This window comes from Bacillus arachidis, from assembly GCF_030285945.1.
Lineage (GTDB): Bacteria > Bacillota > Bacilli > Bacillales > Bacillaceae_G > Bacillus_A > Bacillus_A arachidis.
In genome coordinates this window covers 694755-707524 of sequence record NZ_CP127376.1, presented here as the reverse complement: position 1 = coordinate 707524, position 12770 = coordinate 694755, and the positions used below count along the sequence as shown (strand labels likewise).

Here is a 12770-nt window from a genome sequence, read left to right as displayed (position 1 = left end):
TCACACTAGGGATATCCCCAGACGTCCAAGAAAGAGATTTTCCAATGATTCTAAAAGAAAGGAGGAACTCTCTCATGAAACTATTTGTTGGTTTAGATGTGAGCTCTCAAGATGCAAAAGTTTGTTTTTTAAATGGTGAAGGTGATCGATTAGAATCGTTCACCATTACAAATGACTTACCTGGAGCCATAATATTAAAAGAAAAAATTCTGAACACAGCTTCCAAATTAACCTGTGAAGTGATTAAGATTGGCTTAGAATCTACGTCGATTTATAGCTACCATCCAGCTATGTTTCTTCACAATGATAAGGAGCTAAGAACCTACGGTTCTCAAGTGTTTATGATTAATCCAAAACAAATTGCAAACTTTAAGAAAAGTTATCCAGAGATGGATAAAACAGATGCCATTGATGCATTTGTCATTGCAGACTATGTTCGTTTTGGACGTCATACGATGTCGATTGTGAAGGAAGAGCAATACATTGCCTTACAACAGTTAACTCGTTCTCGTTATCAACTCGTACATGCCTTAACAAAAGAAAAACAACATTTTCTTCAACACTTAGGATTAAAGTGTAGTCAATTTACACAAGACGTTGGGTCCTCTGTCTTCGGAAATGCCATGATGGAATTATTCTTAGAACGATTCAGCTTAGAAGAACTCGCTCAAATGCCCTTACAAGATCTCGCTCTTTTTCTTCAGGAAAAAGGAAAAAATCGTTTTGGTAATCCAGAAGAAATAGCAAAATCCATTCAAAAAGCTGTCAGAGGATCCTATCGTTTAAGTAAAGTGGTAGAAGATTCTATTGACCTTCTACTAAGCACCTCCATCCAGATTATGCGCACGTATCAAGCTCAAATTAAAGAGATTGAGAAAGGTATAGAAAGTTTGATGTCATCGCTACCTCAAACGCTTGAAAGCATTCCAGGTATAGGTCCTGTATTCGCAGCCGGTATTGTGGCTGAAATTGGTCAAATTGAACGCTTTACCGATGAAACACGAATCGCCAAATACGCAGGTCTATTCTGGAAGAAATATCAGTCTGGTCGCTTTACTGCAGAAAACACGTCATTAACACGATCAGGGAATCAGTATCTACGTTATTACTTAGTTGAAGCCGCCAACTCTGTAAGGCGTCATGTCCCTGAATATCGTGACTATTATGCGAAAAAATCTGCCGAAGTACCTAAGCATAAGCACAAACGAGCCCTCGCATTAACCGCAAGAAAATTTGTTCGTTTGGTGGATGCGCTACTACGCAACAACCAAATTTACACGCCCGGAAGGAGCGTTGATAGATGATGTCTACTGACATTCTTCCTTCTTCTATATTCCATTAATTTACAAATTATTAATGGTCTAGTTTCGTATTGCCTTTTTTAAGCTGAAATAACAAATTAAGTGTTTAAATTACTAGAATCATTACTTGACATCACACCACAGGTCTTTATTCAATAAATCTAATTCCTATCATAAAAAGCATTTGTAAATCTTCACTTCGACATGCGTTAATTTTTTGTAAAAAATAGGATGCTTTATTACTAAAAAAAAGACGTGCACGTGGCACGTCTTTAAGCAATCTTATTTCGATAAAGTGATATATGGAATACGGTCATTTGTATAAAGAAGATGAAAAATACAACATATAATGGGTATGCAGGAATATACGGGGTTACAATCGGATATATAACAAGCAATGCAGCTCCAATCGGTATAACAAACCAAAGCGCTATAAAAGTCGTACGACATGCTTTTGCTGTAATGACTTCTTCGCGCTCATCATCTTGTGGAAATAAAAGAGGAAACATCCAAAAAGATAATTTCTTATATTTCTTTTTTTGAACTTTATAAAAAATAGTTGATACAATCGCTACAATCAATAACAATAAAAACGGTGTAAGGCTCATTGATATTTCAAATGGTACTTTCTCTGTTTGAATAATATTTGCAAATTCCACCTCAAAATAATAGAGTTCAATAAATGCCCAACTAGCCAATCCAATAAATAACACATTCACCACATACGACAACATGATTCTATTCACCTTTTTCTCCCTCCTTATTTAAAACAAACACATCCTCCATCTTTAAATCAAATACATCACAAATCGTTAGCGCTAATAACAACGATGGAACGTAATCCCCCTTTTCAATTGCAGCAATCGTTTGCCTTGTTACACCAACCTTTTCAGCTAGTACGCTTTGCGTGAAGTTAAAACGGGCTCTTAGCTCCTTTACTCTATTACAAATGGTCAATTTTACCACCTCTCACCATCATTGTATGCTAAACTTTACAAAATGTAAACCTAACTTAACATTAAAATTTACAAAAAAATCCAACTTTACATATTGTAAAGTTGGATTTGATTTTCAATTATAAAATTACAACACGAACTGTTCTTCTACCCCAAGCACTAGATGAACCTTTATCTGGCATTAATACATCGATTCTATGACCTTTAATTGCACCACCAGTATCGCCTGCAATTGCGGTTCCATACCCTTCAACATATACACGAGAACCTAGCGGGATAACTCTTGGATCTACAGCAATTAACTTCATTCCTGGGTTTGCAGTTAAATCATGTCCCATTGCTGAATACACATGTTGACCTGATTTGTAACCATTTTCCGATGGATCCGCTGTATAAGCAGTCGCTTCTACATAAATTTCACGCCCGCCTTGTCCTGGCTTCTGATCAGGTTTTGTCTCTGGTTTTGGAGCTGGTGCCGGCTGTGATTTATTCACGGCAGGTTCAGTTGGGTTTGATTCTGGCTTTGATTCTGGCTTTGAAACAGCCTCTTTTTCTACTTCCGCTCTTGCTCTTTCTTCTTCTTCCCTTGCAGCTTTTGCATCCGCTTCTGCTTTTGCACGAGCTTCTTCTGCTAATCTTGCTGCTTCTTGCTCACGAGCAATTGTTTCTTGGACTTCTTTCATATTTGCTTCAATTTTCGCTTTTTCTTGTTCAGCTAAATTAATTTGTCCTGCAAGTTGATTATATTTTGTCTGTACAGCTTGTAAGTTTTCTTGACGTTTTTTCAAGTTTTCTTGTAAAGTTGCTTGTGCTTTTGCTAATTTTTGTTTATCTACTTCTAAAGATGCTTCTTTTTCGTCAATTGCTTTTTTATCTTCTTCAATTTGACGAAGATCTTGTTCTTGAAGACGTAAAATCTCTTTATCTGCCTCTAGGATTGTAGATACTGCCGTCATACGTTGTAAGAAATCAGCAAAATTCTTTGATTCTACTACAACTTCTACTACTAAACTTGTATTTGAGCTATTTTGAACAGAAACCATACGTTTTTTCATAATATCTTTACGAGCAAGTACCTTATCTTCTAAAACGATAATTTCTTGCTTTTTCTGTTCAATTTGCTTATGTGTTTCATCAATTTTACGTTGAATAGCAGCCTGTTCCTCTTTGTTTTTTGTAATTGTTTTATTTAAATTATGTAGTTCACTTTCGATACCTTGTATTTCTTTATTAACAGCTTGCTTCTCTTGTTCTTTTTGCTGAATATCATTGTTATTCTGCTGCAATTGCTGCTCCATGTTGTTTAGTTTCTCGTCGTTTGACTCAGCTTTGACAGCAACTGTACTAGAAAGACCAATAATTCCTGCTAATACTAGACTACTGATTCGCTTAAAATAGTTCATAATCCGACTCCCTTCTCATACAGTTATACATGATTTATTTTACAGTTTCTTTACAAACTCATTAAATACACTTTATTTTTCATGACAAATAATAAAAACAAACTGTAACATGTAATAAACTCTTAACTTTTAACAACTTATTTTCATACAAATCTTACAAAGGCCTAGATTCGTATATTAGAAATAACAGATTACATGACATTGAAAACATTGTCAAATCTTGCATAAATTGCAGCGATACATAAATGAGTCTTCTGACAACATATGACAATCTGCTACAAATTCGCTTCACGCTTATCTTTTCTTATATTTCAGAGTGAATTTTTGTTTATTTCGATTCCTCATCAATTTAAAAATATTCCTGTTAGCTTAGATGATTTATCACTAAGTATTATGGGCATCATAGAAGATTCAGCTTAAAAATCCTTCTCTTTCTATTGTGTCATCGTGGGTACACTCACGATTATTTTCCTATAAAAAATTTGTCGTCTTCCTTTTATTTACTTTAAATTTTCAGAATAGTATAATATTATATATATACCATGCTTTAAAAATGAATTACGAACGGGATGAATCGATATTACAAACACACCCTAACCTCGTAAGAATAACAGGAGGGATTGCACATGTTATGACTGAAACAGGATACTCACTCTAATTTCTTATTACTAATACAAAAGGGGTGCAATCATGTTTATTGTTACAAAGCTTATTCATATTAAATTTGGCTATGAAGAAAAAGTGATTCGTTCTCTACAACAATACTATCCAAACCCTGGTACATACGGGTTTATTAATCTAGAATTTTCTCGTACGAAGCGTACTGAACATGGAAATGAGTATATGGTTCGTATATTATGGAAAACGCAACAAGATTATCACGAGTGGATTTCTCAAAGAAAGGAAATCACCACTTTAACATGGAAACAACAATTCCAAAGCTGTATCCTTTCGGCAAAATCCAACGCTACGCATATTAAATATCCCCACTAAGAAGAGCCTTCTGCAAATTTGCAGTAAGGCTCTTCTTTCATCTATATACATCCAGTTTAAATTTTCAACCTATAAGTCATGGCTACGTCTAAACCAAAGTGACCCGTACTCATTTTCTATTTTTGTTTTAGTTTTAAGCTTAATATGGGGCTGAAAAATGTCCTGACCGTTTCTATGCAGGGACGGATGCTCTCTCACCCCTAAAAAATAAGGGGTGTGTTGCTTTTTAATTCAGATTCCCTTTCCGCCTCTAAAAACAAAGTTTGCTTTTACATTTTATTGAAGCTATAATAAAATCTTAATTTTTTCGAAAGGAGCCACATTTTGACTGCTTATTTATTTCCAATTAAAACAGCATTTATTCTATTTCCTTTTTTAGCAATGGTTCTATTGATTCCATTTCTAATATTTAATTACAGAAAATATGGCTATCTAAATAAATGGCGTTCATTTATTTTATACTCTTTGCTTCTTTATTTGTTAAACGCCTATTTTCTTGTTGTCTTACCTCTACCGCAAACATATGATACATGTAGCCTTCAGCCAGCTAACACACAGCACGTTCAGCTTGTACCGTTTTATTTCATTCAAGAAATTAGCAATCATACAGCAGCGATATTAGCAAAACCTGCTACCTATTTTTACTTATTAAAAGAATCTGCCTTTTTACAAGTCGCATTTAATGCCGTGTTAACGATTCCATTCGGCATATATTTACGTTACTATTTCCGCCGTAGTTTTTTACAAACAATCTTCTTTTCACTTTGTCTCTCACTATTTTTTGAAGTGACACAAGTGACTGGATTATACGGTATATACAATTGTGCATATCGTTTATTTGATATCGATGATTTATTTTTAAATACACTTGGGGGAGCAATTGGTTATTTCATCGCGCCAATATTCACGTACTTCCTTCCTAAATCAAATGAATTAGATGCACATGTCGATTTAGCTACGAAACCAGTTGGATTTATCCGCCGCCTAATCGCACTCCAAATTGATTGGATTTTCTTATCCCTTGTTGTGCCAGGTATAAAAAATAAGGGGAATTCTATTTTCATTTCTAAAATACAATCTTATACCAATCTATATGATCTTATTTTTATTACGTGCGCAGTCCTCGTCTACTTCATCATCATTCCGTATTTTATGAACGGAAAAACAATTGGTAAGGCGTTACTTCGTATTCATATAAAAGGAAGAAATGAACGAATTACATTAAAAGAATTATTCATTCGGTATGGACTGTTTTACTTTGTTCTCGGAGGAATTAACTATATTCTCTCTAGCAGTTCTATTTTAAATCATACGAATCCTTTAATTCTACTTGTTACATTATTATTCATGTTTGCAATTAACGGTATCTTTGTTATTCATGTTCTACTGCACGTATTTAGTCGTGATAAATTACTATTTTACGAACGAATGAGTCATACACGAAATGTAATTACACTCAAAAAAGCTGACAAATAATTTGTCAGCTTTTTTCATAAATAGAAAACATTTTTGCTACATATGGATTTAAAAACACTCCCATTGGATCTACCTTTTCTCTAACTTCCAAGAAAGAGTTTAACTTTGGATAAACACATTGCAACTGTTCATATCGCATTGTATGCATTTTCCCCCAATGTGGACGTCCTTCATACTTTTGAAAAATACGTTCTATCGCTGTGAAGTACGCAGCATACTTCATTCCTTTATACATATGCACAGCGATATACGCTGAATCTCTTCCATAGGCAGTACTTATCCATATATCATCTCCCCTTACATAGCGACATTCAATTGGAAAATGAACTTGGAATTTCTTCTTTTCAATAAGACTGTAAATTTCCCCTACTACATCTTTCATATACTGCGCTGGGACACTATACTCCATTTCATAAAAACGAACATTACGAGATGTAGAAAATATTTGATAACTTGAACCAATTGTTTTTGCATTCGGCACTGCCTTTGCTGATAGCCTACTAACTCCCTTACTTATAGAAGGAAGTAACTTGCATCCTTTAGACAATAATGAAAAAACTATATTTTCAAGTAGTTCCGTCTTGAACTTATGCCACTTTAAATCTATCCCTTTAACTGTCGTTTCATTTGTAATTTTCACTTGAACATCATCTGAATACGGAAACACAAAAAATTCAAAATGACGATACTGCTTATATTCCTCTAATTTGCTCATTACAGTAGATAACGATTCCTTTTTGCTTTCATAGATAAGTGAATAAGCTGGAATGACTTTTAATTTAACTTTTACAATAATTCCAAGCATACCAAGAGATAACTGAAATGCCTTCCAAAATTCAGGGTTTTCTTTCTCAGAACAAACAATAATTTCTCCAGATGCCAGCACAGCTGTAATTTCTACTACTTGTGTTGCCAAACTACCAAATTGAATACCTGTTCCATGTGTACCTGTACTAAATGCTCCTGCAATAGATTGTGAATCAATATCTCCTAAATTCTCCTGCGCATATCCCTTTTCTTCCAACAGTTTTCCTAAGTTATATAACTTTGTTCCGGCCCATACTTCTACTATGAATAATTGTGAATCCACATCCAAAATCCCTTGTAACTCATCTAAAGAAATTAGAATTTCCTCTGTTTGAACAAGAGGTGTAAAAGAATGACCTGATCCAACAACACGAATTCTCTTTCCCTGTTCTTTTGCAAACTTTACTACTTCTATTACATCTTGTATGCTTTTTGGGTACATCGTATATTGTGGATTTCCTTCTACATTCCCTGTCCAATTTCTCCATTTTTGCCCTTTTACAGAAAGCATTGACCATCCCCCCGGTATGTTGAATATTCCCCTATCACTTTGTTACCTGCAATACGATGTAACGATGAGAAACGCTCACATAGTTCTCCGGCTTTACTATGCCTAAATAACACGACATCCCCAACCGTTAGGTGTTCTGAACCATCATAATAAACGGGCGTTTGTACTTCTCCAGCTCCTTCTAAAGCTAACAACTTCGCTCCACTTGGCTCCAAAATCTCCGGCTGTTTGTCTTTTCCAACTGATCCTGAAGCAATATATCCACCACCTAGGCAAGTATATATATGAGAGGCTGGTTGTCTAACAATTGGCAATGCAAATCCAGCAGCTGGTTCAAATTTAATATCTTTATAGTAATCAAAGAGTTTAGGAGAGTAAAAAGCCGAACCTATTGTAATCTCTGTAACAGATTCATCTTGCATTGTCGTTTGTATACTTCCTGTACCACCTCCATTTACAAAACGAAGTGCAATCCCTTGTTCTTGCACTGTTCGTACAATGCTCTGTCTGCGTTCCATCACTTCAAATACAGATTTTTTCTTTAAATAAGAAACTATTTTATTTTTAAAACCTTGCTTTGGTACATCGTCTCCAACTCCTGCAATCTGTGCTTCATAGCCCATTACACCGTCTATTTGTAAAACAGGAGATTGAATTGCTTTTTCAATAACGTCCAAAGCCTCAGCGGCAGTACGTATAGGAGAACGTCTAACACCAAAATGAAGCTGAAAAAAATGACTACTCATATCGATATCAATACAGATTCGAAAACGTCCACCTGTTTCTTCTGCAATTGTCTCTAAATAAGCAATATGTTCTACGCAATCTACCATACAAGTGATTATCAATCCTTGTTTTGTAAGCAAACTAATTTCTTGAAGTGCTTGTTCATCATGTATAGGGTATCCAAGCAACAAATCGTTAAATCCTTGTTTTATTAAAAATATTACTTCTCTTGGTGAAAAACACATAATGCCTTGAAAACAACGATTAGAGGCTAAAATTTTCTTCATCACTGGAACAGATCGTAATGATTTACTAGCAATACGAACTTTCTTTCCTTGGCACAATTGAACAATGAACTCAATATTTCTTTCTAACGCTTCTTCATCAAGAAATGCACATGGTAATGGAACCTTTTGAAATATGTTACGCTCCACATCGTTCTCTCCCCTTATATATATGTCTTATACATATTGGAAAGAAACTATCATTTTCCTGTGTCTAAACAAAAAAAGTTTCTTCTTGACGAAGAAACTTTTTAACTATTTCAATAGAAGTGATTGCCTGTACTGGATCATGAGTCATGATATGTATATGTTTATTACTAAGAAGTAACCAAGCATTCTATCGATTTACATATGTATCAAACCAAAGCTGAATATATCCCGCTGTGACACGCTGCGCCTCTACTAAACGTTTTCCTGCTGTTGGTGTAACTTCTGCACGCCATTTATCTGCATATTCTTGTGAAACTGCCGCTCTTACGAACCAATCTTTTGTAGTGCCATTTACAATACCAGCATAATCTTGCTTAGCAGCTACAGCCGCTCCATGAATCCAGTCTTCAGGGTTTAGTCCTTTCCAATTCCAATAGCCATTTCCATCAGTCACTTTATAATTATCCTTTACTGTATCAACAAAGTTTTCAAATTTAGAATGGAAACCTTGTGGATAAGAAAGATTAGTAAAGTTTGCTGCATGCATTGGCTGATTTACATCTCCTAAGTAATGCAGCGATAATCCTAAATAGAAGAATGCTTGTTTAATATCTTGCTTTTGATAAGATTCACCAGCAAGTTTAAAGTATTTAGCCCCCGTTTCTTTTGCCTGCTTAGCGAAAGGAATATACGTCTTTCCTGTATCAGGATCATAGAAATGAGAAGCAAATGTACTATTATCATAGTAAGGGTTTTCATAATCAGCAGCATAAATACCATTCTCTAGCTCTGTACGCCATTCATTTAATAATGCGACTTGATCTTGTTTTACAATTGTTGTATTACGGGACATAATATCAATTGCACGATTGACAATCCACAAATGGGAGTTTACACCTTCTGCATGTTTATCTTCCGCAGACCAATATTGAATTACTCTTACCTTATTTCCGCCCTCATTTTCATGGGCAAATGCTACACTTTGCAATGGCGCTACTAATGTAATAGCTGCTGCTAGGGCTAATACTTTCTTTTTCATACGAAAACCTCCATTTATAGTTAATCTACGATTAGAATACCCCACCTTTCTACTAATTTTTATTGAGAAAATAAATTATACAAATGTTCATATCACTATAATTTTATGGATGATATGATTCATTTGCATTATAGTAGACGAATATTAATCCTCTGCAAAGAAACAGCTAAAATATTGTAAAAAAATAAAGCAACCAGATATATATCCTGTTTGCTTCTATTCCCTCTTTCGCCCTGATAATATACTCGGCAACTGAACATTCACCGCTAATTTATGAATAAATCCAAACACTAAACCAATTCCAATAAAAATATAAAATATTGTAAAGATTTTTCCAAAGTCTGTTTGCAGGCTAAAATCACTATTGCCAACTGTCGTTAATGTGACAACGCTAAAATATAGTGCATCAATTATACGTAATCCCTCTACCGTACTGTAAAAAATAGTACATGATATTAACGTTATAATCGTCAATACAAATAACACTTGAAATTCTTTATCTTTCCACGCTCTTAAGCAAGCTTTTAACATTCGTTTTAAAGTTAATAAAAATGAAAGCATATGACTCTCCCTTCTTAATCGAGCTAATTCTTCAAAGGAAAGTCTATCACCTTTCTATACATAAAAAAAAGTAACCTTCTTCTATTTCTAGAAAAAGACTACTTTCTTCTATATTATTTAGGTGAAACAAGTATTTTCACTTGATTTTTATCTTTTACGAGCGCTTCAAATCCTTCTTCTACAACTTGATCCACTGTGATTTTTTTCGTAATTAATTTCTCTGCTTGAATTTGACCAGAGCTAATTAATTTAATAACAGATGGGAAGATATGACGGTATCCAAGAATACCTATAATTTCTTTTTCTTTTAATACTAAGTTGTTTGGGGTAATTGTCGCATCTTTTTCCCATACACTGACAATTACAGTTTGTCCTTCAAAGCTTGTACTTTCAATCGCTTGACGAAGTACAACTTCAACACCTGTTACTTCGAAGCTAACATTTACGCCTAAACCGTTTGTTAAGTTACGGATTTCTGCTAGTACCTCTTGTTCTGCTGGATTTAATACATAATCAGCACCCGCTATTTTTGCTAACTCTTGACGTTCTTTAGAAAGTTCAACTGCGATAACAGGCGTTGCACCTGCCGCTTTAACAGCTTGGATAACAAGAAGTCCAATCGGTCCACAGCCAAATACAGCTACAGCTTCACCTTCTTTTAATTTACTTTGACGCACTGCATGAACTGCAACTGCTGCTGGTTCTACAAGTGCACCTTGTTCATAAGTCATTTCATCCGGGATATGGTGAACCATATCTGCTGGCACTACAGTATATTCAGAGAAGCCACCGCCATCTCCACCAAGACCATGGAAAACAAGTTGTTCACAAACGTTGTAATGACCATGTTTACAAGCTTCACATTTGCCACAAGAATAAATAGGTTCTACAACAACGCGGTCCCCAACTTTATGAGTTGTAACGCCTTCACCAATTTCAACTACTTCCCCACTAAACTCATGACCTAAAATAACAGGTGCTTTCACATGTGTTAATGGATGTTCTTCTGTTGGAATAAAAATAGGTCCCGCCAAATACTCGTGTAAATCTGTTCCACAAATACCACACCATTTAATTTTGATTTTTACTGCTCCTGGCCGAACAGCTGGTTCTGGAACTTCTTCTACTCTTACATCACGTTGATCATACCAAAGTAATGCTTTCATTTTATGCATCCCTCTCTATGTACATATACTTAATCTGGTGAAGTTTACTAATCTATTATAGTACTCTTATCCATATATTTCAAAAAACCAATCTGAAATTCACCAAATTTTAACAAAAAAAGTTCACTTTTTTGTCACTTTGTACTTTTTTCCACATCTGTTAATTCAATTTCATTGCAGGTGAAATTCGCATTATGCCATAATAGCAGAGGAGAGGTGAACATCACTTGAAATATTTCATTTATTTTATTGTTATCGTAGCGTTTTTAGATACATTTTCACAATTACCAATTATGAGTACTTACGCGCAAAGCCTCGGGGGAACCCCCCTTATTATCGGCCTTGTTGTAGGTATGTACTCGTTTGCCAATATGATTGGCAATATTATCGCAGGTGCATCTGTTGATAAATTTGGTGCAAAGAAAGTTCTCTATATGAGTATGGGAATTACAAGTTTCATAGTATTATTATATACCGTTGTTCAGAGCGGCGAGCAATTACTCATCGTTCGCTTTTTACATGGATTTAGTGACGGCTTCTTAATTCCTGCAGCCTTTACTTTCTTATCTAAACAAACAAAATCAACAAAACAAGGAAAAGCAATGGCACTATCTGGTGCCGCTGTCGGAACAGCAGCTATCGTTGGTCCAGCCTTCAGTGGAATTATGAAAGCAAAAGTAGGCGTTGAATGGGTCTTTATTACGATTTCGCTCTTAATGGTACTCGGTACAATCGTGGCCCTTTTCTTATTACCAAACAATGTGACTAGAAAAGATACATCACGAACGCAAATGATGAACAAAGAAGATATGATAGGATTACTAAGATCCGAACCATTATTACAAGCCTATATTGGCGCTTTTACATTAATGTTCTCACAAGGTATCGTCACATATATGTTACCTGTAAAAGTAGAGGCATTAGCACTCAAAGCGTCTACAACAGGTATGATGTTAAGTGTCTTTGGGATTACTGCCATCCTCTTCTTCTTGCTACCAACAAATCGTATTTATGATCGATTTGACCGTTCAAAGATGATGCTAATCGGTATTGCAGTCATGGCACTTGCCTTATCATTACTTGGTATATTTACAACAAAAGGCATGCTCTTTGTTGTTATGATGATTTACGGAATTGGATTCGCCATCCTCTTCCCATCTATTAATGCTTTACTTGTTGAAAATACAACTGAAGATAAACGCGGGAAGGCATTCGGATTATTTTATGCTTTCTTCTCATTAGGCGTTGTCGCTGGATCCTTTACAGTTGGAGCAATCGGGGCATCACCAAGTGTAAGCTTTGTAATTGGAACAGCATTCTTACTCACATTTGCAGGAATGATTTATGTCAGAGGAAAAATAAAAGAGACAATGATGAATTAATTCATCATTGTCTCT

Annotated in this window: 12 protein-coding genes; 4 read left to right on the top strand and 8 right to left on the bottom strand. The window is 35.1% G+C overall.

Translation table 11 applies throughout. The features are described 5' to 3' along the window. The first annotated feature begins 74 nt into the window (after positions 1-74). A complete protein-coding gene (locus QRY57_RS05205; RefSeq protein ID WP_098019289.1) occupies positions 75-1304 on the top strand; it encodes an IS110 family RNA-guided transposase in 1230 nt (409 codons plus the stop codon). Between the two features lie 269 nt (positions 1305-1573). Here the strand turns inward: QRY57_RS05205 and QRY57_RS05200 are convergent, their stop codons facing one another. From QRY57_RS05200 to QRY57_RS05190, 3 genes are all read right to left on the bottom strand, one after another. Further along, positions 1574-2047: a DUF2178 domain-containing protein gene (locus QRY57_RS05200; RefSeq protein WP_026592947.1), complete on the bottom strand. Its 474-nt coding sequence runs from the start codon at positions 2045-2047 to the stop codon at positions 1574-1576. Next, a complete protein-coding gene (locus QRY57_RS05195) occupies positions 2040-2267 on the bottom strand; it encodes a helix-turn-helix transcriptional regulator (RefSeq protein ID WP_208018439.1) in 228 nt (75 codons plus the stop codon). Before QRY57_RS05195 ends, QRY57_RS05200 begins: the two co-directional genes overlap by 8 nt. A 109-nt stretch (positions 2268-2376) precedes the next feature. Next, complete coding sequence (locus tag QRY57_RS05190) at positions 2377-3660, bottom strand: 3D domain-containing protein (RefSeq protein WP_286016822.1); 1284 nt, start codon at positions 3658-3660, stop codon at positions 2377-2379. Positions 3661-4350: 690 nt separating this feature from the next. Here QRY57_RS05190 and QRY57_RS05185 point away from each other — a divergent pair. Beyond that, positions 4351-4653: an antibiotic biosynthesis monooxygenase family protein gene (locus tag QRY57_RS05185; RefSeq protein ID WP_286016821.1), complete on the top strand. Its 303-nt coding sequence runs from the start codon at positions 4351-4353 to the stop codon at positions 4651-4653. A 324-nt stretch (positions 4654-4977) separates the two neighbouring features. Then, positions 4978-6129, top strand: coding sequence for a VanZ family protein (locus tag QRY57_RS05180; RefSeq protein ID WP_286016820.1), 1152 nt, complete (start codon positions 4978-4980; stop codon positions 6127-6129). Positions 6130-6133: 4 nt separating this feature from the next. On the opposite strand, the gene QRY57_RS05175 is transcribed toward QRY57_RS05180, so the two are convergent. The 5 genes from QRY57_RS05175 to bdhA all read right to left on the bottom strand — a co-directional run bounded on the left by QRY57_RS05175 (position 6134) and on the right by bdhA (position 11373). Further along, the gene (locus QRY57_RS05175; protein WP_286016819.1) at positions 6134-7447 is read right to left on the bottom strand and encodes a D-arabinono-1,4-lactone oxidase; all 1314 of its coding nucleotides are present in this window, start codon (positions 7445-7447) and stop codon (positions 6134-6136) included. Beyond that, positions 7435-8607: an amino acid deaminase/aldolase gene (locus QRY57_RS05170; RefSeq protein ID WP_286016818.1), complete on the bottom strand. Its 1173-nt coding sequence runs from the start codon at positions 8605-8607 to the stop codon at positions 7435-7437. The genes QRY57_RS05175 and QRY57_RS05170 overlap by 13 nt, the downstream gene beginning before the upstream one ends. 187 nt (positions 8608-8794) lie before the next feature. Continuing rightward, entirely contained in the window at positions 8795-9646 is an 852-nt protein-coding gene (gene cerA, locus QRY57_RS05165) for a phospholipase CerA (RefSeq protein WP_286016817.1), read from the bottom strand. Positions 9647-9862: 216 nt separating this feature from the next. Beyond that, positions 9863-10207, bottom strand: coding sequence for a potassium channel family protein (locus QRY57_RS05160; RefSeq protein WP_286016816.1), 345 nt, complete (start codon positions 10205-10207; stop codon positions 9863-9865). Positions 10208-10320: 113 nt separating this feature from the next. Next, complete coding sequence (gene bdhA, locus QRY57_RS05155) at positions 10321-11373, bottom strand: (R,R)-butanediol dehydrogenase (RefSeq protein WP_286016815.1); 1053 nt, start codon at positions 11371-11373, stop codon at positions 10321-10323. Positions 11374-11600: 227 nt separating this feature from the next. Between bdhA and QRY57_RS05150 the strand changes: the two genes are divergently transcribed. Beyond that, the gene (locus QRY57_RS05150) at positions 11601-12755 is read left to right on the top strand and encodes an MFS transporter (protein WP_208018431.1); all 1155 of its coding nucleotides are present in this window, start codon (positions 11601-11603) and stop codon (positions 12753-12755) included. Positions 12756-12770 lie beyond the last annotated feature (15 nt).

What these genes read in the sequence shown, in the direction of transcription:
- QRY57_RS05175 (WP_286016819.1), bottom strand. Translation starts at nt 7,447, where the DNA reads ATGCTTTCTGTAAAAGGGCAAAAATGGAGAAATTGGACAGGGAATGTA.
- QRY57_RS05185 (WP_286016821.1), top strand. Translation starts at nt 4,351, where the DNA reads ATGTTTATTGTTACAAAGCTTATTCATATTAAATTTGGCTATGAAGAA.
- QRY57_RS05160 (WP_286016816.1), bottom strand. Translation starts at nt 10,207, where the DNA reads ATGCTTTCATTTTTATTAACTTTAAAACGAATGTTAAAAGCTTGCTTA.
- QRY57_RS05190 (WP_286016822.1), bottom strand. Translation starts at nt 3,660, where the DNA reads ATGAACTATTTTAAGCGAATCAGTAGTCTAGTATTAGCAGGAATTATT.
- bdhA (WP_286016815.1), bottom strand. Translation starts at nt 11,373, where the DNA reads ATGAAAGCATTACTTTGGTATGATCAACGTGATGTAAGAGTAGAAGAA.
- QRY57_RS05205 (WP_098019289.1), top strand. Translation starts at nt 75, where the DNA reads ATGAAACTATTTGTTGGTTTAGATGTGAGCTCTCAAGATGCAAAAGTT.
- cerA (WP_286016817.1), bottom strand. Translation starts at nt 9,646, where the DNA reads ATGAAAAAGAAAGTATTAGCCCTAGCAGCAGCTATTACATTAGTAGCG.